Annotated in this window: 24 protein-coding genes and 1 pseudogene; 20 read left to right on the top strand and 5 right to left on the bottom strand. The window is 35.9% G+C overall.

What is annotated here, in order from left to right; all coding sequences use genetic code 11:
* Window positions 1-83: 83 nt before the first annotated feature.
* Window positions 84-1,763 (bottom strand): hypothetical protein, encoded by a 1,680-nt coding sequence (locus tag AB3I42_RS09040; RefSeq protein ID WP_241545965.1) that lies wholly within the window; start codon window positions 1,761-1,763, stop codon window positions 84-86.
* A gap of 329 nt (window positions 1,764-2,092) precedes the next feature.
* Here AB3I42_RS09040 and AB3I42_RS09035 point away from each other — a divergent pair, with 329 nt between their 5' ends.
* From AB3I42_RS09035 to AB3I42_RS09025, 3 genes are read left to right on the top strand one after another with little or no spacing between them, the layout of a single operon-like run.
* Window positions 2,093-3,139 carry a hypothetical protein gene (locus tag AB3I42_RS09035; RefSeq protein ID WP_010737358.1) on the top strand — a complete coding sequence of 349 codons (1,047 nt, stop codon included), beginning with the start codon at window positions 2,093-2,095 and terminating at the stop codon, window positions 3,137-3,139.
* Window positions 3,140-4,399 (top strand): tetratricopeptide repeat protein, encoded by a 1,260-nt coding sequence (locus tag AB3I42_RS09030; RefSeq protein ID WP_081130429.1) that lies wholly within the window; start codon window positions 3,140-3,142, stop codon window positions 4,397-4,399.
* A gap of 5 nt (window positions 4,400-4,404) precedes the next feature.
* The gene (locus AB3I42_RS09025; protein WP_010719559.1) at window positions 4,405-4,986 is read left to right on the top strand and encodes a ReoY family proteolytic degradation factor; all 582 of its coding nucleotides are present in this window, start codon (window positions 4,405-4,407) and stop codon (window positions 4,984-4,986) included.
* 176 nt (window positions 4,987-5,162) lie between these two features.
* On the opposite strand, the gene AB3I42_RS09020 is transcribed toward AB3I42_RS09025, so the two are convergent.
* On the bottom strand, window positions 5,163-6,038 hold the full coding sequence (locus AB3I42_RS09020; protein ID WP_010719557.1) for a YitT family protein: 876 nt from the start codon (window positions 6,036-6,038) through the stop codon (window positions 5,163-5,165).
* A 159-nt stretch (window positions 6,039-6,197) separates the two neighbouring features.
* Between AB3I42_RS09020 and AB3I42_RS09015 the strand changes: the two genes are divergently transcribed.
* The 6 genes and pseudogenes from AB3I42_RS09015 to AB3I42_RS08990 all read left to right on the top strand — a co-directional run.
* Window positions 6,198-6,551, top strand: a complete 354-nt coding sequence (locus tag AB3I42_RS09015) for a nucleotide pyrophosphohydrolase (protein ID WP_010737361.1) — start codon at window positions 6,198-6,200, stop codon at window positions 6,549-6,551.
* A 26-nt stretch (window positions 6,552-6,577) separates the two neighbouring features.
* Window positions 6,578-7,786 carry a CCA tRNA nucleotidyltransferase gene (locus AB3I42_RS09010; RefSeq protein WP_010737362.1) on the top strand — a complete coding sequence of 403 codons (1,209 nt, stop codon included), beginning with the start codon at window positions 6,578-6,580 and terminating at the stop codon, window positions 7,784-7,786.
* A 264-nt stretch (window positions 7,787-8,050) separates the two neighbouring features.
* Entirely contained in the window at window positions 8,051-8,506 is a 456-nt protein-coding gene (locus AB3I42_RS09005) for a hypothetical protein (protein ID WP_010751262.1), read from the top strand.
* Between the two features lie 231 nt (window positions 8,507-8,737).
* Window positions 8,738-9,013 carry a hypothetical protein gene (locus tag AB3I42_RS09000; RefSeq protein ID WP_010719553.1) on the top strand — a complete coding sequence of 92 codons (276 nt, stop codon included), beginning with the start codon at window positions 8,738-8,740 and terminating at the stop codon, window positions 9,011-9,013.
* A 12-nt stretch (window positions 9,014-9,025) separates the two neighbouring features.
* Entirely contained in the window at window positions 9,026-11,110 is a 2,085-nt protein-coding gene (locus AB3I42_RS08995; protein ID WP_368022447.1) for a cation:proton antiporter, read from the top strand.
* A gap of 81 nt (window positions 11,111-11,191) precedes the next feature.
* Window positions 11,192-11,415 (top strand): annotated as a pseudogene (locus AB3I42_RS08990) (type IA DNA topoisomerase); the annotation flags it as partial.
* Between the two features lie 128 nt (window positions 11,416-11,543).
* On the opposite strand, the gene AB3I42_RS08985 reads toward AB3I42_RS08990, so the two are convergent.
* A complete protein-coding gene (locus tag AB3I42_RS08985) occupies window positions 11,544-11,858 on the bottom strand; it encodes a multidrug efflux SMR transporter (RefSeq protein ID WP_081122872.1) in 315 nt (104 codons plus the stop codon).
* A gap of 3 nt (window positions 11,859-11,861) precedes the next feature.
* Complete coding sequence (locus AB3I42_RS08980; protein ID WP_010737365.1) at window positions 11,862-12,191, bottom strand: multidrug efflux SMR transporter; 330 nt, start codon at window positions 12,189-12,191, stop codon at window positions 11,862-11,864.
* Window positions 12,192-12,622: 431 nt separating this feature from the next.
* Here AB3I42_RS08980 and AB3I42_RS08975 point away from each other — a divergent pair, with 431 nt between their 5' ends.
* The 11 genes from AB3I42_RS08975 (at window position 12,623) to AB3I42_RS08925 (ending at window position 22,567) form a co-directional block, all read left to right on the top strand.
* Window positions 12,623-13,390 carry a cyclase family protein gene (locus AB3I42_RS08975; RefSeq protein WP_181914570.1) on the top strand — a complete coding sequence of 256 codons (768 nt, stop codon included), beginning with the start codon at window positions 12,623-12,625 and terminating at the stop codon, window positions 13,388-13,390.
* A 318-nt stretch (window positions 13,391-13,708) separates the two neighbouring features.
* Window positions 13,709-15,604 (top strand): ABC-F family ATP-binding cassette domain-containing protein, encoded by a 1,896-nt coding sequence (locus AB3I42_RS08970; RefSeq protein WP_010737367.1) that lies wholly within the window; start codon window positions 13,709-13,711, stop codon window positions 15,602-15,604.
* A gap of 10 nt (window positions 15,605-15,614) precedes the next feature.
* Window positions 15,615-16,562 (top strand): thymidylate synthase, encoded by a 948-nt coding sequence (locus AB3I42_RS08965; RefSeq protein WP_034700291.1) that lies wholly within the window; start codon window positions 15,615-15,617, stop codon window positions 16,560-16,562.
* 19 nt (window positions 16,563-16,581) lie between these two features.
* The gene (locus AB3I42_RS08960; RefSeq protein ID WP_010737369.1) at window positions 16,582-17,076 is read left to right on the top strand and encodes a dihydrofolate reductase; all 495 of its coding nucleotides are present in this window, start codon (window positions 16,582-16,584) and stop codon (window positions 17,074-17,076) included.
* A gap of 231 nt (window positions 17,077-17,307) precedes the next feature.
* The gene (locus tag AB3I42_RS08955) at window positions 17,308-18,150 is read left to right on the top strand and encodes a DegV family protein (RefSeq protein WP_010719545.1); all 843 of its coding nucleotides are present in this window, start codon (window positions 17,308-17,310) and stop codon (window positions 18,148-18,150) included.
* A gap of 145 nt (window positions 18,151-18,295) precedes the next feature.
* Entirely contained in the window at window positions 18,296-19,189 is an 894-nt protein-coding gene (locus AB3I42_RS08950; protein ID WP_368022446.1) for an SGNH/GDSL hydrolase family protein, read from the top strand.
* Window positions 19,189-19,890 carry a YpmS family protein gene (locus AB3I42_RS08945; RefSeq protein ID WP_010737370.1) on the top strand — a complete coding sequence of 234 codons (702 nt, stop codon included), beginning with the start codon at window positions 19,189-19,191 and terminating at the stop codon, window positions 19,888-19,890. The genes AB3I42_RS08950 and AB3I42_RS08945 overlap by 1 nt, the downstream gene beginning before the upstream one ends.
* Before the next feature lie 29 nt (window positions 19,891-19,919).
* Window positions 19,920-20,438 (top strand): peptide-methionine (S)-S-oxide reductase MsrA, encoded by a 519-nt coding sequence (gene msrA / locus AB3I42_RS08940; RefSeq protein WP_010737371.1) that lies wholly within the window; start codon window positions 19,920-19,922, stop codon window positions 20,436-20,438.
* Entirely contained in the window at window positions 20,435-20,656 is a 222-nt protein-coding gene (locus AB3I42_RS08935; RefSeq protein WP_010719473.1) for a YozE family protein, read from the top strand. The genes msrA and AB3I42_RS08935 overlap by 4 nt, the downstream gene beginning before the upstream one ends.
* A 121-nt stretch (window positions 20,657-20,777) precedes the next feature.
* Complete coding sequence (gene lepB, locus AB3I42_RS08930) at window positions 20,778-21,329, top strand: signal peptidase I (protein WP_034700293.1); 552 nt, start codon at window positions 20,778-20,780, stop codon at window positions 21,327-21,329.
* A 224-nt stretch (window positions 21,330-21,553) separates the two neighbouring features.
* Window positions 21,554-22,567, top strand: coding sequence for a lipoate--protein ligase (locus AB3I42_RS08925; protein WP_010737373.1), 1,014 nt, complete (start codon window positions 21,554-21,556; stop codon window positions 22,565-22,567).
* A gap of 91 nt (window positions 22,568-22,658) precedes the next feature.
* On the opposite strand, the gene AB3I42_RS08920 is transcribed toward AB3I42_RS08925, so the two are convergent.
* Complete coding sequence (locus tag AB3I42_RS08920; RefSeq protein WP_010737374.1) at window positions 22,659-23,057, bottom strand: VOC family protein; 399 nt, start codon at window positions 23,055-23,057, stop codon at window positions 22,659-22,661.
* Window positions 23,058-23,178 lie beyond the last annotated feature (121 nt).

Below are 23,178 nucleotides of genomic sequence, written 5' to 3'. Positions count from 1 at the left end.
CTCTTATTTATTCAAAGTTGATTGCTTCGTTCATTGTCTCATTTGTCTATCTGGCTGTTTAGAAAAAATCTTTTGCTCATCGGTTATTGCGTGCGTTTGTTTTTACTGAAAAATTTGCATCGTTTGCTCATATAGTAAGCAATGATGATAACCACTGTTAATATTCGGAGATAAATAGCTGATCTGAATAGTTTACCTGGTTTATATCCTACAATAATTTCATTTGTACCAATCTTTGGAGAAATTCTTAGAGCGCCTATTGAAGTCAGTGAATATTGTGCTTCACTTCTAGATTTTCCATTGATTATGAGGGAACTATTGTGGTAAATGATTACTGGTAAAGTTATTTTATTTGTATCTTTAGCAGTGAAAGTTAGATGTATATTCCCTTGTTTGTCAATTGATCTTTTAAGAGGGATAGAATTGTGTAAAACGTCCTCTTTATAAGCTTTGTAAGGATCTTCCAATTGTCCACCACTAGCGGGTAAATAGTCAGCCATCGGTTTTCTGTGTATTTGTAAAGCAGCAGATAGATCAGCATTGCCTCCAAATAGGTGACGAATATTACTTGCATTACTTTCTAAGGTTTCAGCAGCACTGGTGTCTTTAGAAAGTGGGGCATCACTATTCCAGATAGCTGCTGTATCCGAAATTAAAGCATAGCCACCTGTTAAATTTAACAATGAAAAAGTCAGTAATAGTGGCACACTGATTTTTAAAACCGATTGTTTCTCTAAAGTTACAAAGGTTTTTTGAATGGTAAAACCGAACCCTAGTATTAATAAGATACATGCGAGGCAACCCAGTCTTTGTGGAAATTGCATTTTGCGAACAAATGTAAAATAATTGCCGATATCATTCCAAGGAATGTATTTAGAAGAGACAAGTAAAAAGAATGCTCCGACTAAGTTGATTGTTTTTTCCAACACATTGAGTTTATTAAAGTGGACGATAGTAAACACAAGTTGAAAAATAAATATCATAGAAAGGATTAGTCCAAAGTTTGTCCAGCCAATTGAACCAAACGAAAGTGAAGTACTATTCGATAATAGATCAGTTACTGCGTATGGTGGAATCAAGGTATCATTGGACAAATCCAGAAAAGCAGCAAACGTATTGAAAGAAAGACCGATAGCGATCACCACTGCTAGCAGAGCCTGTTTGATTATTACTAGTTTTTTGTTAGAGTAAAGCAAACCCACAAGGAAAAAGGGAATCAAAGCGGCTACGGCTAGTAAGGTTGAAAACATATGGACAGATAGCAATAATGAAATGGTTCCTCCTAGCACCACAGGTTGGATTGGGCTTTCCCGATTTCTTATCATTCTAACAGCTGGAATAAAAATAAGAGGTAAAAAGGCAGCACCCCAACCAGAAAAATTTTGGGCAAGAGTATAGTAAAAAATGGTAGGTGTACCCATGTATAAAATAGCCATCCCAGTAGCAATTTTTTGCTCTAAATGGCAGTACCGTCCAAGGAAATACATCGATGTACCGGCAGTGAAGTAACACAGAAAAGTAGATACAAGTTGGAATCTGAACCAAGTTTTAAAAATTAAAAGTAACAGTCCATGTAAATAGGCAAAGTCGGTTCCATAAAGGGCATTGATGACTCTTCCCGATTGGCTAAAACCGTAGATGGATTGGAAATAATTAAACGTGCCATTTTTTAATTGCATAGCCGTGTCATAGAAACGGTTCATATGAAATACCCAGTCATTTGAAACAATGAGTGCATGTTTATAAATTTGAGGTGAAACCATAAAAAAAGCACATAGGGAGATAATTAATATTGCTGTAACTGATTTTTTATTTATTTTTGACAAAACTTATCCCTCATTTTTGATGAAATTTAGTTGAATAAAATTGCTTAATCCATTTCTCCGTTTTATAAAATGAAAAGCAAAGTCCTATATAATCTTTTACTTCGTATTACAGTATACCATGCCCGATTTATTACACAAGAATTCTTTAAATAGGTGCTCTTAAATGTAGGTGAATTACGAAGTTTTTCTATATTCTCCCAAGAATTTACCCTATTCTTTTCCGATTTTACTTACTAATGGTAAAATAAAGAAAAGGAGGGGTGCTTATGGAAATCGACTATCAAGGACAAGAAGAACAAACAAAAATCTATTATGGGGAAACGTTGGTCAGCCAACTGAAAACAATAACGATTGATCAGCCTGTTTTATTTTTGACGAACCAACGGTATTACGATTTGTTTGTTGAGAAAATCAACCAACAGTTTCCTAACCCAAGTGAGATTGATTGGTATATCTGTGCCAATACTCAATGTAATCACTTAACAGAACTAAGTAATCTTGTGACATTTGCAAAACGATATCCTGAAAACCAATCCTTACTTATCATTGGGTTTGGGAATGAGGGGATCATGGATTTAGCAGGTTTTTTCCAGAAGCATACCTCACTTGCATCAACATTATGGCTAATACCGGTATCGATTCGTTCAATGGCCCGGGCATTAACTCCTCAACGAAATATTTTACAATTGCCAAATCAAGTCGTCTTGCGAACGACCAACCTTCCAGAACGAATTGTTTACGATCAAACAATCAGTGAAAAACAAGGAGAAGGGAAACAAATAGATTTTTTGACTTTGATAACATGTGGTTTAGTTTGTGATTATCATTTTTTACAAAATCTCTATAAAAACTATCCGCAACCAAGGCAGTTATCTCAGCGGGCTTTTACGGGGATGCTGGAAGAAATGATTAGTTTTTACCAAGTAGATGCGGAAAATCTCTCAAATTATGGTAAACTATTTGAACAAGCTTTTTACCTAACAGAAAATGGTCATTTGTTATCAGCTAGTATGAAAAAACTATTAGGAATGCTTTTTCATCTTACTTGGAATGTAGGACTAGCGGATATGTCCTTTCAATTGAAAAATTTTTTTATCTGGTTGAAACATCTGGGTTATCCTATCGATTGGCCAGAACAATTATCAAAAATTGATTATTTAGAAAATGTCTTGCTTCTAGCGGAAAAAAGCAAAAAAATTCTTGTTTTGAAAAAAATTGGTATAATAGAGAAATATCAATCGCCAAAGGAACAAGAATTAATACAAACAATGAAATCTTATGACGAGATTATTAGTGAGATTAGAGGGATTTAAATGAATACAAATAGTGAAAAAATGTTACAAGCATTGTCAGAGGAAGATTTGGCGCAAGCTCAGTTATATCTGACACAAGCTTTGAAAGAAGATCCGGCCGATGTTTTGGCTGAATTAGGGGAAGAACTCTTAGCGATTGGTTTTTTAGAAGAAGCAAAGCAAATTTTTGGACAGTTAGTGAAACAGTACCCCGAAAATGATGAGTTGTTCATTCCATTGGCGGAAATTGCGATTGAAGATAATGAAATCGATCAAGCATTTGAATATCTGGAAAACATTTCAAAAGAAAGTGACTACTATCCTCAAGCTTTATTAGCAATTGCTGATTTATATCAAGTGATCGGTATTCCTGAAGTCAGTGAAGCGAAATTGAAGGAAGCAGCTGCGTTGTTGCCTGATGAACCATTGATCCAATTTGCATTAGCTGAACTTTACTTTTCAGTCGATCGTTTTGCTGAAGCTGCAACGATCTATCAACTATTATTATCAAGTAATATTGATGAGATTTCTGGCATCTCTATGCAGGAACGTTTAGGACAATCTCTAAGCATGCAAGGAGAGTTTGAAGCAGCAATCGAACCATTGGAACAAGCATTGCAGGAAGAACGGACAGATGATCGCTTATTCCAGTTAGCTTTCACCAATCTGCAGCTAAAAGAAAATGAAAAAACGATCAATTATTTACAAGAATTGAGAGAAGTAAATCCCCAATATCAATCTCTTTATCTTTATTTAGGTCAAGCATTGCAAGAAGAAGAATTGATTGAAGAAGCGCAGAAAGTTCTTGAAGATGGGATCAAAGAAAATCCTTATCAAGTAGAACTCTATCACTTAGCTTCTGAAAATGCGTATCGCCTACATGACAAAGAAAAAGCAGAAAAACTATTATTAAATGCGTTGGAATTAGGCGAAAAACAAGACGAAACATTATTAACATTAAGTAATTTGTATTTAGATGAAGAACGTTACGAAGATGTAATCAAGAGTATCGAGCAAATGGAAGAAACTGCAAATCCATATGCGGAATGGAATTTAGCCCATGCCTATAATGAATTAGAGGACTTCACGCTAGCAGCTGTTCATTATGAACAAGCGTATCACGAATTGGAGCATGAACCTGATTTTCTAAAAGAATACGCCTTATTCTTACGAGAAGAAGGACAATTGACAAAAACAAAAGATCTACTTACTCATTATTTAGAATTGGAACCTGGAGATTTGGAGGCATTGTCAGTATTAGACGACCTAGCAGAGAGGTGAGTAAAATGCTAATAGATGTAAAGGAAAAAAAGAATTTCTTAACTTGGATGGTCAATCATGTTTCATTTAGTCGCAGAGAGGTTTTTTGGATTTTGAATTACTTGGCTAATCATGAAGCAATCTTAAGTAATGTTCATTTTGTTGAAGGAGCGAATCAAGCAAATCGGGGATTACAAATCAGTGACCTTTCTTTCGATGGAGAACCAATGAAATTATTTCTCGAGGGGAAAGAGTTTACCGATACTGATCAAATTTTTCATGAAATTCGATTAAATTGGAAAAGACCGCTATATGTAGAATGCCTTTTTGAAAATGCTTGGCAGACGAAAGAGTATTTAATGGTTTTAGAAGAGAACCCCTTTGCATCTTGGAACGACTCTATTAGTGAAGAAGATCTTGAACTAGTCGAGCAATATCTCAAAGAGAAAGAACAAGCAGCCCATCTCAAAATGCTTTACTTACAGATTGATCAAGCGCTTGAAAAAGGGGATAAAGATGCTTTCCTGGAATTGTCCGATGAAGTTAATCGTGAAATATTAAGCAAGAACCAAGTAAAAGGCGAACATGCAGGAAAGAATCCTAACTAAGGATACTTTTATCTAAACGTTTATTCGTTTTTAAAGATACTAAAAGAGACTGAGGAAAGTTGATATGCTCCCCCTATATAGGACACTGAAATATAAAAGTCCTGTATAGGGGGATTTTGTATGCCAAAAAGAAAGATGAAACTCACTCCAGAAAAACGAGTAGGACTAGGAGAGAGCTATATTCGCTTAAATAACTTAGACTGTGGTTTAAGATAAGTGAATCCTTCTCCTTCGACCTCATGGACATTGATGATCGATAGAAAGGCTTTTTCATCGATTTCATGGACGATTCGTTTCACTTCATTCAATTCACTCGAACTAACCACCATATAGATAATTTTTTTAGAATGACCAGAAAATCCACCTTCACCACTTAAAAAAGTGACGCCGCGTTCTAATCCAGTCATCAATAGTGGGGCAATTTCTTCATTTTTGTTTGAGACGACTAAAATCCCTTTAGCTGAGTAACCGCCATCTAAGATTGAATCAATGACACGGCTGAAAACATAAGAAACAATTAACGTATACATCATGCGTTTCAAGTCAATGTAAGTCAATGAAGCCAACAAAACGATAACATCTAATACCAGTAAAGATCGACCCATTGAGATCCCATAATTCTTTTCTAATATACGAGCAATGATATCACTTCCACCGGTAGTTCCACCCATCCGATAGACCAGACCACTTCCAGTTCCGGCAATTAAGCCAGCCAATAATGAAACGATCAGTAAGTCATGTTGAAGATTGATTTGTAAAGGAACACGTTGCCAAATCCATAAAAATGCAGACAACGAAACTGTTCCTAAGACGGTATAAGCGAGTGAACGTTTTCCTAAAATTTTTCCCCCAATCAAAATCAAAGGTATATTGATCAAAAGTGTAGAGTAGGCAGGATCAATCCCAAAAAGTGCGCGTAAGATCAAAGTGATCCCTGAAACGCCACCTTCTGCTAAATGATTCGCAATATTTAAATAAACGAGTCCAAACGCATAAATACTTGTACCAACCATAATCATTACGACTTCTTTAACTGTTTTCATTGAGATCATCAAACCACTCCTTCGATAAACCGACTAATATTTTCGCAATATTTCATTCTTTTTACATCACAATACTCAATGTAGCACGTAATCTTTATTTTCTCAATCGCTCTTGCCTAGGATTTGGACGTAGTTTTTGGTAAGATAAATAGGAAAGGTGGAGAAGAAATGACAAAAGAACGTTCTTTAAGAAGTATGCAACAGGAAGTAGATGACTATATCCAACAGTTTAAAATAGGCTATTTTTCTCCATTAGCTCAAATGGCACGCTTAACAGAAGAAGTCGGGGAGCTGGCTCGAGAAGTCAATCATACATACGGTGAAAAAGCGAAGAAAGAAACGGAGCCCAACAATTCTGTAGCAGAAGAATTAGGTGATGTTTTATTTGTCACTATGATCATGGCAAATTCCCTGGAAATCGATTTAACGGATGTATTTGAAAAAAATATGGAAAAATTTAATCGCAGAGATCACAATCGCTTTGAAAGAAAAGAAGCAAATAAGGATGATAAAAAAGCGTAAGCCATCAAGTTGGAAGAGGGAAAACAATGAAACTAAAACAATTACCAAGAGAATACCAAAAAGCGATTCCTGTCTTGAATAAATTGGAGCAAGCGGGTTTTGAAGCTTATTTTGTCGGAGGAAGCGTTAGAGATATCTTGTTGGATCAACCCATCCATGATGTAGATATCGCAACAAGTGCATTCCCAGAAGAAATCAAACAACTTTTTCCGAAAACCATTGATATCGGCATTGAACATGGCACCGTTTTGGTCTTGGCTGAAGAGGAACAATATGAAATCACGACCTTTCGGACAGAATCGACCTATCAAGATTATCGTCGTCCAGATCATGTCGAATTTGTCCGTTCACTTGAAGAGGATCTAAAAAGACGTGATTTTACGATCAATGCATTTGCATTAAAAGAAGATGGTCAAATCATTGATTTATTTGACGGGTTAGCTGATTTAGAAAACCAGATCCTTCGAGCAGTAGGCGATCCACAGGAACGGTTTCATGAAGATGCTTTGCGTATGATGCGTGGGATTCGATTTGTTAGTCAAATTGGGTTTACGCTCGAGCAAGAAACGGCTGCGGCCATTCAGGCCAACCATTCATTATTAGGAAAAATTTCTGTCGAACGGATTAATGTGGAATTCATCAAAATGTTATTAGGGAAAGAGCGTTCTACAGGATTGAGAACATTCGTTGAGACGCAATGTTATATTTATTGTCCAGGTTTAAGAGACTATGGTGAAGCCTTGTTACGTTTTGCCGATTTACCAGATGAACCATTGCAAACTGAAAGTCAGGCGTGGGCATTGTTGATCGATCAGTTAGGACTTCAAGAAAGTGAGATCCGTCCTTTCTTAAAGGAATGGAAATGTTCCAACCAAATGATTCGAGAAGTTCAAATGATCGTTCATGGATTGATTCAACGTAAAAGACAGATGTTGGAACCAATGGTACTCTATTGTTTGGGAAAAGAGAACGCTTTGAAGACAGAAGAACTCATGATTTATTTTGGTGAAACACCTCAACTAGAACAAGTAGCAAAGTGCTATGATCAATTACCGATTACATCCATGCGAGAGTTAGCAATTGATGGGAAGAAACTTCTTAGTGTGAGTGACAAGAAACCAGGGAAATGGGTCAGTGATGCACTTCAAGCTGCAGAAAGAGCAGTGGTAGAGGGAAATTTAGCAAATGAAGCAAGTGCCCTTGTTGATTATCTCCAGCAAAATAACCATTTATAGATTTCGATGAATGTCGAAGTCGCGCTTTAATAGAGATTCTGAAAGAAGCAATCAGCTCTGAGTAATAAGTGAGGAATTTAAAAACTTCTCCTATTTAGAAAATCCTCGCTTATTGCTGGGGAGTTGCTTCCGGATTTTTTTGTCAATAGTGGAACGCTTCTAAAGTTTCACATCTTTGAAAAAACTTTAGATGTGACCTTCACGTGGGATGTGTGCTAAACTAAAAGGGAACCAGAATAAATGACGTCAAAAGGGGATTTTTTTATGAGTAAAGAAATGACAGCGCTAAAATTTTATTTCCGAAACGGCGAAACGTGGACGATCAATCGTCGCCATATTGGTGATTTGTGGATCAAACAAATAACAACGAGTTTTGGACGAATCAATGGTAGTGAATTTATGGAAATCCATCCTTGTGCTGGATTTAAGATCGAAATTTTTCACGAAGGTGATTCCGTAGCAACTCACGACATCAACTTAGGTGGATTAGAGATGGGCATGTTCAACCGTGCATTAAAATATGAAGATATTGAACGGATGGAGATTCTTTATCGCAATGGTACACCTGACCTAGTTTATTTCCCTTATCTTGATAAAGGAACAGAAGGATTGGATAATCAATACCAATCAACTAAAATCAGTGAAAAAACAGGTAATTTATACATCGTGATCAATCCGGATCAACGTGTTGAAGATATCTATGGCGAGTTTTTTGAATAAAACCAAAGTTTAATGGATAGCTGAGAAAGGAGCGGAAATGGTTTCCCAGCTCCTTTTTTGGTGTGTTTTCCGCACTTGATATTTTCTTCCATTTGGAATAGAATGAGTTTCTGAAATTCAAGCAAACTTATTCTTCGAATCCAGCTGAACTTGTCTAATGAAGGAGAATCCTTTTCCTTTTAACGTTCAGTGTTTCATGAAGATCAAGTTTGCATTTAGGAGATCTTAAAAATGAGGAAGAGCTTTGAAGAACAAAAGAAACTGTTGCATGATCGTTATGGTGCGTTTTCAATGGAAGATCGTCGGCAAATCCTTTGTAAGCTGCGGAAGAAAAATATCATCATGTACCGTCAGCTTGAGCGATTGAAACATGATTTGCTACGTTTAGAATCAAAGCGAGTACAGTGTGAATTAGAAGGAAACAATGTACAAGCAGAAGTGGTAGAAAACAAAATATTGAAGAAAAAAGAACAATTTCTAAAGGTACTCGCTCAAAATAAAAAATAAAGGGGACGGACCATGGAATTTGCTGAGTTAGTGATCGTATTTGCTGTAACGATCACCTTATCTAATATAGCTAGCCGCATTTTACCTATGATCCCAGCTCCACTGATCCAAATATTTCTTGGTATCATCTTAGGCTTAACAGAATGGGGCCAATCGATCAACTTTGAACCAGAACTCTTTCTAGTGATGATCATTGCGCCGTTGCTTTTTCGTGAAGGAGAAAAAGCCGATGTATCCTCGATCCTGAAAAACTTTGATACGATTTTATTTCTGGCTTTTGGAGGGGTAATCCTGACATTAGTCGGGGTTGGTTTCACGCTGTCGTTTTTATTACCCAGCGTGCCATTAGCTGCTTGTTTTGCTTTTGGAGCGGCTCTTGGACCAACCGATGCTGTCGCTGTCAGCTCGCTCTCTGGACGGGTGAATATCCCAAATAAAGCGATGCATATTTTAGAAGGCGAAGGATTATTGAATGATGCTTCAGGTGTTACCGTCTTTCAATTTGCATTAGCTGCATTGATCACGGGCTCTTTTTCTGCAGTCAACGCAGGATTTACACTTGTGTTTTCTAGTATAGGAGGAGCCGTCGTTGGCTTTTTACTTGTCTGGGTCAAACGAAAAGTAATTAATCTGATTGAGAAGGCTTCTGCCAGAGATGTGACAGGTTACTTGTTAATTGAATTGCTATTACCGTTTTTAGCGTATGTTTTAGCAGAAGTATTTGATGTTTCAGGGATTATTGCCGCAGTAGTAGCTGGGGTATTGCAAGCTTCGGGATTTAGAAAAATCTCGGTGTTTGATGCGGAGTTATCAAGTTTGTCCGATAGTACATGGACAACAATCACATTTACGCTGAATGCGTTAGTTTTTATCTTTTTAGGAATCGAATTAACCCAAGTATTTTCTCCAGTTTGGGGAGATGGGCTTTATTCAAATTGGTTGCTGTTAATCACGATTTTGTTGATCTCAATGATCTTATTTATGATTCGCTTTGTTTCGATCAGTCTTTTTTATTTATTTAAATATAAAGGAAAAGAATTCAAGGAACAATTGAATGAGATTTTGATTTTAACTTTTGGTGGTGTGAAAGGAACGGTTAGTTTAGCAACGATTTTCATCTTACCTTTTACGATTAACCAAATGATTTTTTATCAGCGCTCTTTATTATTATTTTTGACGGCAGGAGTTATTTTGGTAACGCTGATCGTAGGCATCGTGGTTTTACCCCTGTTGACAGAAACGGAAGAGGTAGTGAAAACAGATTTGAATGCTTTAATGATCCTAGAAGAAGTCATTGAAGTATTGAAATCTGAAATCAAAACGTTAGATAAAGATTCAAAAGAATATTTAGCAACTGAAGCAGTGATCGAAAACTATCAAGAGCGTATCCGTGATCTTTATTTAAAAGATCTTTCTGATGATGAAAAGCAAGAAGTACAAGAAATTCAAGCATTGATTTTATCCATCGAACGTGATGGGTTAGATAAAAGTTATCGTTCTGATAAGCTTTCCTCAAATGGCTATCGTTTTTATTCACGATTTCTTGCTAATTTTGAACACTCTATTACTAGTCAGGTACTGTCGTTTGTCGGCTTCTGGTTTATTTTTGTTCGACGGTTGATTCGGATCATCTTACATCCCAAAATGTTCTGGCAACGACAAAAATCAGATCGAAAGACACTGATTTCTGAAAAAGATATTCAAGAAATTCGGGAAACCTATCAAAAAAACACACAATTGATCATTGAGAGTTTAGAAAACCTAACCGATGTTTATGATGAAACAATGGTCAACTTTTTCATCCAACAACGAAAAATGGAAGGCATCAAAATGGCTTCAGGAAATTTGATCTCCTCTTGGATGATCCAACAAGACAGTCTTTATTCTAAAAAAATGTTACGTGGCTATTACTTAGAGCGCAAAATCGTTGATGAGTATGAAGAAGCTGAGAAAATCACAACTTTTTCTGCTAATAGTTATCGGAAAAATATTAATTTACTGGAATCTTATACTATGAATAAGCCAGTTGATGATTTTTCATTTAAATTCGCATTGCGGGCAAGAAAACGTTCGCTTCCGGCTAAAAAAGTTGAGTAAGTGCTCAGCGTGATCAAATCTGGGTCAGAATGAACCTCATTCTGTCTCAGATTTTTTGTTATTTCACGTTGATTCATTGATGGTATGAATGATAACCCATGGTATAGTTTACTCTTGCAGCAAAAAGGCATACCAGTAAGTTTGTCCTTAGGTAGAGTCCAAACCCCAACAACATCTATGATTTACCAATTGCAAGAAAAGATCAGGAAAGTCAAGAAAAACCTTACTTTGAAGGAAAAGCCCAGATAATCGCTTAAAACGGAGAGTTTTGTGCCAAGCTTGATCCGAATGAAACTCAAATCACATAAGAAGCATTTGAAGCGTATTTAAAAGAAAATGGCTTTCAATTAGCAAAACAGCTTTAGTGATAGTAGAAGAGACTGAGACAAGTTTTGTCCCAATCTCACAAATGACAATAGATTCTTCAATTTAATTAGCTAACTAGTTTTAGCCCAATCACAGAAAATAAAATAATAATCATGGAAGCAAATTGCAGCCAGTTCATTTTTTCTTTAAATAAAAATACTCCAAGGATCATTGAACCAATGGAACCAAAAGCTACCCAAATACTATAGCTAAGCCCAGCTTCTAATGTATTCATTGAATGCGATAAAAGGAGTAAACTAGAGGCTGCAGAAATAATAGTTATAATACTCCAATTTATTTTTTTAAATCCGTGTGAATTTTTAAGAGAAAAGACCATTATGATCTCTGCTATTCCTGCTAGTATAAGATAAAGTATATCCACAGATTATTCCTCCTTTGTTGTGATTTTTAGACCCAAAATTCCTATAACTAATAATGCAGAAAACAATATTTTTTGCACAGATACACTTTCATTTAGAAATAAAATACCAAAAATGATTGTTCCAACTGCACCTATTCCAGTAAACACTGTATATGCTGCTCCAGTAGGTAAGCTTTCCATACCTTTAGCAAATAAATAAAAGCTAATAACAACGAGCAAAATCGTCAAAATGGAATAGAAAAAATGATGGAAATTCTCTGATTTTTTTAAACAAAGTACCCAAAAAATTTCTAAAAAACCTCCGAAGATAACGTAAAACCAGTTCTTCTCCATTTCGTACCTCCTTAAGAAAAATTAGATATCAGAAAACAAAAAAGGGATTGGATAAGAGTAATCTTATCCAATCCCTTAGGATCCTCCGATATTCGAAAAAAATTGTAATATATTTTTCTATTAATGTAAAGAAGATATTTCTTCTAGTCTCAAAAAATCAAGTAAAGTATACTATGTTGGACTTCCACATTATAAAATCAATAGGATAAATGACAGTTATTTTTCAAGATTTTCTTCACCTTTCTAATCGTTATAAACTAATAAAAGCATCGTTCATAACGTCTATTCTTAATTTAATGACATAATTCATTGATTGTCCATCAGACTATCACTATAAAAAATAAATTCAAAAATCATCAAAAAAAGTAAAATAGAAAAATTTTTTTAGTTAATATTAAAACTTAGATAATCATTCAAGGAGTTGTTAGACATTGAAATTAGTTGACTTAAGTATCACTCTAGAAAATGATTTGCCCAGTGATCCAGAGGAAATGATACCTAAAATTTCATATATTGATCATGAACAAAGCGTCAACGATATGCTTCGTTTCTTTGGAACAGCAAAAAAAGAACACTTGCCTGCTGGTTTAGCATGGGCGATCGAAAAAATTCACTTGACTACGCATTCAGGTACTCATTTAGATGCTCCTTATCACTACCATCCAACAATGGATAAAGGTAAGCCAGCTTGGACAATTGAGCAAATTCCTCTTGATTGGTGTTACGGTAATGGTGTTGTATTTGATTTTTCAAACAAACCAGACGGATATCGATTAGAAATCGAGGATTTTAAAGAAGCTTTAGATGCGATGGACTATCGATTAAAAGAAAAGGACATTGTTTTAATTCGGACTGGAGCGGATCAATATTGGGGAACATCAAATTACTTAATCAGTGGGTGCGGTGTAGGAAGAGAAGCAACTTTATGGCTACTCGAACAAGGAATAAAAGTGGTAGGTACCGATGCTTGGTCATGGGACAGACCTTTACCATTCATTGCAAAAGAATTTGATAAGACCGGAGACCCTTCACTTATTTGGGAAGGGCATTTTGCAGGAATCGAGAAATCTTATTGTCAGCTTGAAAAATTAACCAGTCTTGATCAATTACCTTCCACGGGGTTTAAAATCAGTTGTTATCCGATAAAAATTAAAAATGCTAGTGCTGGTTGGGTTAGAGCAGTAGCTATAATCGAATAATTAACATCTTTCTAATTATTTTTTATAATAGGAACGTTATAGATAGTCAAAACATAAAATTTTTTTTATTTTATAGATACAAAAAAAGCACACTCCTTTGATTTTTGTTTAGGCACTTTAATCATACAAGGTTGTGTGCTTTTTGTGTACCTTAAAAAAATGAGGCAATAATCAGATTTTTTCTAACTATTATCCCACTCTAATGAAAAAATCAACACTATCTTATTTTCTCCCTTTATTTTGTCTAAGATGACAATAGAAAAATATCCGTAATTAAATTATTTTATGATACAATAACCAAGATGAGGAGGGAATGGATTGAAAGAATTAAAAGTAACTGACCTCAATAAAACGTATGGTGAAAAAGAACTATTTAACCAGATTTCTTTTTTGATCCACGAAAAAGACCGAATCGGTTTGATTGGAACTAATGGAACTGGAAAAACAAGTTTATTAAATATTTTAGCAGGTATCGACAGTGGGGATGGAGATCGACCAACAGTTTTTTATCCGAATGATTATCGAATTGGATATTTGTCACAGACAACCGAATTTTCTGATGAATTGACTGTACTTCAAGCGGTTTTTCAAGGAAATAGTCCATTAATCCGTACCGTGAGAGAATATGAGGAAGCTTTGCTTGTATTAGCTGAGAATGGCGAGGACGAGAGCGTTCAGAGACGTTATGCCAAGGCAGAAGAACAAATGAACAAAGAAGATGCTTGGACCACAGATACAAATGCTAAGATTATCTTACAAAAATTAGGCATCAGTGAATTAGATAAAAAGATTGGCGCACTATCAGGTGGACAAAAAAAACGTGTAAGTTTAGCACAAGTCCTAATCGATGAGCCTGATTTATTATTATTAGATGAACCCACGAACCACTTGGATTATGAAGCGATTGAATGGTTAGAAAATTACTTAAAACAGTATCGTGGATCGTTATTAATGGTCACCCATGATCGTTATTTCTTGGATCGAGTGACGAATCGCATTTTTGAACTATCATTTGGACAACTACACGAGTATCGAGGGAATTATGAAGCTTATATTTTAGAAAAAGCTGAAAGAGATCGTGTGGAAGTGGAACAAGAAGAAAAACGAAAGCGCCTGTACAAACAAGAATTAGCCTGGATGAGAGCTGGAGTTCAAGCACGCGGAACGAAGCAACAAGCACGCATCAATCGTTTTGAGGATCTTAAAGAAAACTTGTATCAAGTCAATCATGAAGCAGACCTCGAATTGAATATCGCAACGAAACGTTTAGGAAAAAAAGTATTAGAGATCAAAGATGGAACATATGCTATTGAAGGGAAATTGCTGATCAACCATTTAGATTTGTTGATTCAATCACGAGAACGTTTAGGGATCACTGGGAAAAATGGTGCCGGTAAATCAACCTTACTGAATATTTTAGCGGGACGTATTCCTTTAGATAATGGTACGTTTACGGTTGGTGAGACTGTTCGTATCGCCTACTATACACAAGAAAATGAAGAGATGAATCCCGAAAAACGCATGATTGCTTATTTGCAAGAAGCAGCTGAAGAAGCTCAAACGGCAGAAGGTATGCAAATTGGTGTGGCTGAATTATTGGAAAGATTTTTATTTCCTCGATTTATGCATGGTACATTGATCAAAAAATTATCTGGTGGCGAAAAACGTCGACTATATCTATTGAAATTGCTGATCCAACAACCTAATGTTTTACTCTTGGATGAACCAACGAATGATTTAGATATCGCCACACTGACCATTTTAGAAGATTATTTCAAGAGTTTCCCAGGTGCCGTGATTACTGTATCACATGACCGTTATTTCTTAGACAAAGTAGCAGAAAAATTATTAGTTTTTCAAGGAAATGCTAAGCAAAAATTATATTATGGGGATATGTCGAGTTATTTATTGACACAAAAAGATGTAGCGCCTTTAGGTAAAGAAAAAATGAATGAACCAACGAAGCCGGCTGCTGACGGTAAAAAGGAAACAAAAAAGAAACTTTCTTATTTGGAGCAAAAAGAATGGGAAACGATCGAAGATGAAATTGCTGAATTAGAAGAACAGATTTCAGAGCTACAAGAAGAAATGAATCATCAAGGAGATAACTTTACTCGTTTACAAGAATTACAAGCAAACGTTTCACAAGCAGAAAGCAAATTAGATGAGAAAATGGCTCGTTGGGAATACTTAAGCGAATGGGTAGAAGACTAGGAGGAATAAAATGGAGCAAGCATATCTTGATTTAGGCAGGAAACTACTAGAAGAAGGACATGAAAAAGGCGACCGAACAGGCACCGGTACACGCAGCATTTTTGGCTATCAAATGCGGTTCGACCTACAAAAAGGATTTCCATTATTAACAACGAAACGGGTTCCTTTTGGGTTGATTAAGAGTGAATTGTTATGGTTTTTAAAAGGGGATACGAATATCCGTTATCTTTTACAAAATAACAATCATATCTGGGATGAATGGGCATTTGAACGATATATCAAAAGTGATGAATACCATGGGCCAGATATGACTGATTTTGGCCATCGAAGCATCTCTGATCCTGAGTTTAATAAACAATATCAAGAACAAAGTCAGCTATTTTGTGAAAGAATTTTAACTGATGACGCATTTGCTGAAAAATATGGCGATTTAGGTCACATCTATGGGTACCAGTGGCGCCATTGGGAAACGAAAGATGGTGGGTTTATCGATCAAATCAAGGAAGTGGTCGAAGCAATCAAAAAAACACCTGATTCAAGACGTTTGATCGTGTCTGCTTGGAATCCAGAAGATGTTCCTAGTATGGCGTTACCGCCTTGCCACACGATGTTTCAATTTTATGTTCATGATGGTCGTTTAAGTTGTCAATTGTATCAACGGAGTGGTGATGTATTTCTAGGTGTGCCTTTCAATATTGCCAGTTATGCTTTGTTAACCCATCTGATTGCGCATGAAACTGGATTAGAAGTTGGTGAATTTATCCATACTTTAGGTGATGCTCATCTCTATTCAAATCATGTGGAACAAATGAAAGAACAACTTTCAAGAGAAATGCGTGCGTTTCCTAAATTAGTTTTAAATACAGAAAAAAAATCTGTGTTTGACTTTGAAATGGATGATATCAAGGTTGAAGGCTATGAACCTCATCCAGCAATCAAAGCGCCAATCGCAGTATGAACACAGAAAGGATGATGAAATGTTAGCTGCTATCTGGGCACAAGATGAAAATGGGTTGATCGGTAAAGAAGACCAACTGCCTTGGCGATTACCCAATGATCTGAAGTTTTTTAAACAAATGACTGAAGCAAACACTTTAGTTATGGGAAGAAAAACATTTGAAGGTATGGGAAGTCGTCCGTTGCCTAACCGTCAAACAATCGTGATGACAAGAGATCGTGATTACCAAGCTGACAATGTCATGGTTATGCACGAGATTGAAGAAGTATTGGACTATGCAAAGGAAAACGATGGCATTTTGTTCGTTGCGGGAGGATCAGCTATTTATAAAGAATTTCTTCCTTTTTGTTCGGTGCTGTATCGTACAGTCATCCATCATTCTTTTATAGGGGATACTTATTTTCCAGAAGTTGATTGGGATCAATGGTCATTAATCAATATCAGCCAAGGGGAGATGGACGAAAAAAATCCTTATGCCCATCAATTTGAAACATATCAACGAAAAAGAAAATAAATAACCAATGAAAAAAGGTATTTCCTGAAAGCTTGTTTAGCACATTTTGGGAAATATCTTTTTTAATAAAGTTGAAAGGATCAATACCACATCTTTGGATGAAAACGGAATCGTTCGTAGAGGTATTTAATGAAAAAACGTCTGTTGTCTGTTATACTTAAAAAAGAAATTGCCTTTATTAGTACTTGTTGTAAACCAAAAGGCATCTTGTTAAAGGAAGAGTGAGATAGTATGACAAATGTAAAAATCGTAACAGATTCTTCTTGTACAATGGAAAAAAGTGTGCGAGATAACTTAAATATCCAGGTGATGCCACTAGCTATCATGATCGATGGCGTGGTCTATCCTGATGACGATCAATTAGGTGGAGAAAAATTCATGGATATGATGGCTCAGGCTAAATCATTACCAAAAACGAGTCAACCGCCAATCGGTGAATTTATTTCAACCTATGATCAACTTGGCGAAGATGGCAGTGAAGTTATCTCGATCCATATGACTAAAGGATTGAGTGGAACGGTTGAAGCGGCCCGTCAGGCAAGCAATCTGACTAAAACGAAAGTGACTGTCATCGATAGTGATACAACCGATCAGGGGCTGTCCTTCCAAGTAATCCGCGCTGCTGAACTTGCACAAGCAGGAAAAAGTGCTGATGAGATTCTTGAAGAAATCAAAAAAGTACAAGAAAATACAAAATTATATATTGGGATCTCTACATTAGATAACTTAGTCAAAGGTGGGCGCATTAGCCGAGCAACTGGTTTATTGTCAAGTGTATTGAACATACGTGCTGTGATGAATTTCACTCATGGAGAGTTGATCCCAGTTGCTAAGGGTCGAGGAAAGAAAACCTTTGACAAATGGTTCAATAATTTGAAGAAAGAATTAAAAGAGCTACCAAATGTTCGTCAAATTGGGATCTCTCATGCAGATGCTCAAGAGCTTGCTCAAGAATTTAAAGAAGGACTACAAGAATTATTTCCTGATATGACGATTCCTGTTCTACACACGAATCCAGTTATTGCAACACATACGGGGAAAAACGCCTTTGCAATCATGTATTACGTTGACTAAATCAAGAGGATAAATCATTGGTCAGTTAGCCATTGATTTTATCCTTTTTTTCTTTATAATAATTCTTATTTTTTTCAGAAACACTACCTTTTTATTTTAATTTTTGATAACATAAGAAACAATCGAATAATATGAGGTGAATGATATGAAATTAACAAAACGACAACTATTGCTCGTTTTGTTCCCATTACTTATCGCTATATTTGTATATTTAGGACTATCTTTATCGATTCCAAAAGCTAAACCGCTATTAAAACCAGCAGCGACAGTTAGTCAAAAGACGGATCAAAAAGAAAAAATCCATTATGTAGCTATCGGCGATTCGTTAACTGAAGGAATAGGAGATCAAACGAAACAAGGTGGTTTTGTTCCATTAGTAGCCAACGATTTAAAAGATCGCTATGATCTGACTGCTGTTGAAATTGAAAACTATGGGGTAAACGGTGAACGGAGCGATCAAATTTTAAAACGGCTCAAGAAAAATTCAGAGATTCAAACAAACATTAAATCAGCTGACTTTATCACTTTGACAGTGGGCGGAAATGACTTAATGAAAGTGATTCAAAACGATCTATTTGGGATCAGTATCCAATCATTTAAGCGACCATTACAAAAGTATCAGAAAAATGTTGAACAACTGATAGAAGAAATTAGGAAGTTAAATGGTCACGCACCGGTTTACATCTTAGGTATTTATAATCCATTCTATTTGAATTTCCCTGAGATTAAAGACATGCAGACGATTGTGAACAACTGGAATGCTGGGACTGAGTCTGTTGTCAAAAATGCGGACAACTGCTATTTTATCCCAATCAATGATTTGCTATATCAAGGGTTAAACCAAAAAGTTGGCGTAACTGAAGAAGGAACGAATCAGTCAAGTACTAGCGAAAGTACGTCAAATAGCAAAAATAATATATTGTATGAAGAAGATCATTTTCATCCTAATAACTTAGGCTATCAATTGATGGCAAATGCTGTACGAGATGAATTAATTGAAACGCAAGACCAATGGTTGCCAAGGGAGGATCAGAAATAATGGAAAAACGCTCAAAAAAGGTTTCGACACAAACGAATACTGAAATTCAAAAGAAAAATTATTGGAAATGGGCTTTTTTGATCCTTTTAGGGGTTGTTCTTGGATCAAGCATCTTTTTAGGCACTCGGATTTTTGCGAATCGAGAACCGGATTTTGCTAAGGTACCAGCGATCACCCAAAGACAAGGAGATCCAGTCTTGACCATCAACACCAATAAAGAAAAGGTCAATCAAATGATCAGTTTTTTCTTGACAGATTATCAAAAAGACCAAGGTATTCAATATAAATTTTATCTTGAAAATGAAGCGATGTTGAATGGTACGTTTGAAGTATTAGGATTTCCAATCAACTTTTATCTGTACTTTGATCCATATGTGATGGAAAATGGAAATGTCCAATTAAAAGCGAAAAGTCTTTCGATCGGCACATTGAGTTTACCGATCAAAGATATCATGAATATGATCAAGCGAAATTATAAGTTGCCTGATTGGATTGAAATCAATACGGATGATTTGACGATCATGCTACGTTTAGATCGCTTCCGTATGCAAAATGGTATGTACATCAAAGCAGATAAAATTGATTTAGTGAATGATGACATTCGTTTTAGTCTATATCTACCTAAAGAAACTGGGGAAAAGACAACGAGCAATAAAACGACAAAGAATACTGATACCACCGACACGAGTGTAACGAAGTAAACAGTGGGTCATCGACGGGAGAGAGAAGGATGGAAAGAGCAATTTTTGCTGGAGGATGCTTTTGGTGTATGATTCAGCCCTTTGATACGCTACCAGGGATTCATACGATCATGTCTGGCTATACAGGTGGACATGTGCCATCTCCAACCTATGAACAAGTCAAATCTAAAACGACTGGTCATACAGAAGCGGTAGAGATCATCTATGATCCAGAGAAAATATCATATCAAGAATTAGTGGAAATTTATTGGCAGCAAACCGATCCAACGGATGCATTTGGACAATTTGAAGATCGTGGCGAGAATTATCGGCCGGTTATTTACTTTACGACAAATGAACAGAAGAGAATCGCGGAAGAAAGTAAAAATCGATTAGCGGCTAGTGGTCGGTTTACAAAACCGATCGTGACCACGATTGAAAAAGCACAACCATTTTATTTGGCTGAGCCAGAGCATCAAGATTATTATAAAAAAAATCCTGAAAATTTTGAGCGAAACCATGCAAGAAGAGCGGCTTTCGTCAAAGAAAACTGGGAGGAAAGAATGTGAATCAAAGCTTCTATCATTATTTAATGACTCTTCGTGGCGGTAAACAAGCAGATCAACAGTCTGTTTTCGCCACAGAAGCAGGAAAAGATATCCAGTTTCCTAAACATAGTACGAGTTATGAAGAAATTTCCGATTATCTAGAATTGAATGTGGATTATTTGTCATCTATGGATATATTTGATGAGGTGTGGGAAAAATATTTAGAAAACAGCCATTGATTCTGCGTTTGTTTTCTTCATTTTTTAGAAAAGATCAAAGAGAAAACATCTAGTCGCATTTTTTGGTTTTTTTTTCTATAATAGAGAAAGAACGATAACCTTGAGAGTGGAATGATGGATATTGACAAAAAAACAACGCTATATCGACCGTTTTTGGCTTATAATCAAATATGTACTTTGCTCCATCTTGATCGCTTTTATTTTAAGAGGATTTCTTCTTATTCCAGTGCCAGTGGAAGGTAATTCGATGGAAAACGTCTTGAAACAAGGTGACATGGTTGTAATGGAAAAATTTTCTGAAATCAGACGGTTTGACGTAGTTGTTTTTCAATTGGCTGATGGAACGATTTATATCAAACGAGTGATCGGGTTGCCAGGAGAGACAATTAGCTATGAGAATGATCAGCTGAAAGTGAATGGAAAAGTGGTCGAAGAACCTTTTCTAACGAAAAATAGAAAGTCAGATCATGAAAGTAGTCCTTATACAACGGACTTTACTCTGGAAGAATTAACGAATAAGACAAAGCTGCCAGCCGACAGTTACTTTGTTTTAGGGGACAATCGACGTGTTTCGAAAGACAGTCGCTCCTTTGGTATGATTACAGGAAGCGAAATATTGGGTAAGGCTCGCTTTGTTTACTATCCTTTGAACGAGATAAAATGGATTGGGTAAAGAAAAGAGATCATTCAGGATGATTTCAAGGCGCTAATGCCACCGCTAATTTGTTTTAGAGTGAAGAGGGAAGCGACCTCCAAAAGTTAGATTTTCTGTTCTAACTTTTGGAGGTCGCTTTTTTACTTGATTAAAATAGTACAATTAAGATATAAAATGAACTAATTTCTTGCCATTTTATGTTCTAAAAGAGATGATAGGAGAAAAAGTAAGAAGGGATAAAAGTGCGCTATCATATCATGGAAAGTTTAGATATTCGGAGAAATCTAGCAACAGAGGAATATCTTATGAACAATTTTGACAGTGATGAACCTTTGTTTTTATTATATATTCAAAAACCTTGTGTGATTATTGGACGAAACCAAAATAGTTATGAAGAAATCGATCTCAAGTATTTAAGGGAAAAAAACGTGACACTCACTCGGCGAACCTCAGGTGGAGGAGCTGTATATGATGACTTAGGAAATCTAAGCTTTAGCTTTGTGACCAGCAAAAATGCAATGAAATTTGGTGAATATGAATCCATTACCTCGCCTATTATCACAGCATTAAGAAAAATGGGCGCAACCAAAGCAGAAGTTGGTGGACGTAATGATATGTATATCGAAGGAATGAAATTTTCTGGTAATGCCATGTATACGAAAAAAAATCGGTTATACTCACATGGTACATTAATGTATGATGTTGATTTGTCCGTTCTTGATAAAATTTTGACGGTTTCCAAAGAGAAAATTGAGTCTAAAGCAACGAAATCAGTAAAAAAAAGTGTGACGAATCTGAAACCATTTTTAAAAGAAAAATATCAATTTGAAAAAACCGCTGACTTTAGAGATGCACTGATTTGTGAAGTCTATCAGGTCGATGATCTGCAAGAAATTGAAGATAAAAGGGTAGATTTGACGAAGAAAGATGAACAAAACATTGAACAAATCGTCCAGAATCGTTATGCTAATGATGATTGGGTCTATGGTGAAACACCAAGGTTTTCGGTGAAACGCAGAATCAGGCTCCCCAAAGTTGGAATTGTGGACGTCCGTTTGTCGACACTGCATGGGAGAATCAATGAGATTCGTTTTTATGGTGATTTTTTTGGACAAAAAGATGTAAGTATTCTTGAACAACAATTACTTGGTCAAAAATTTATTTATGAAGAAATAAAAAACGCATTAAATGATATGACTGTTTCAGATTATATCTTTCATTTTAATAACGAAGATCTACTAGCACTACTATTTTAGTCAAACAAGCCAAAATAAGTGCATAGGAGACCAAGATAATTTATCTAAAAAAGCCTTCCATCTGTTTTTCTAATGGAGGGCTTTAAAAAATTTACATTTTCATCCAGACAGGCTCTAATGTATTTCCATCTAAATCTTGGACTTCAAGTGAAAACATTTCTTCTTCAGACATGCCCATATCGACTTCATGATAGCTTCCGCCATTTTCTTTCGCCGTATTCGCAAACTTTTTAACTTCATCCGCATTTGCTACACTAAAAGAAATCAAGGCGCCACTTGTTTTTTTATTATCTGCGATTTCTTTGTCTTTTAAGAATTTTTTGTAAAAACCGTGAGAGAGTAACATGATCCAAAATGTGTCGTCCCAAACCACAGCGCTTGCTTCGTCAGTTGAAAATTCTTCATTTTTCTTAAAGCCCAATTTTTCATAAAAAGCAACAGACTTGTCTACATCTTCAACGGGGAAATTAACAAAAACCATACTGTTCATTTGTACCTCTCCTTTCTTTTATCCTATCATCTATCAAAATGTAAACGTTATCAAAAGATGCGTGCTGAAAGAATTCTTCTTTACAGTTTTATAAACGTTCATTGAATATATTTATCGGCAG

The organism is Enterococcus sp. C53, from assembly GCF_040887425.1.
Lineage (GTDB): Bacteria > Bacillota > Bacilli > Lactobacillales > Enterococcaceae > Enterococcus_B > Enterococcus_B hirae.
This window is presented reverse-complemented; position numbering and strand designations above follow the sequence as displayed.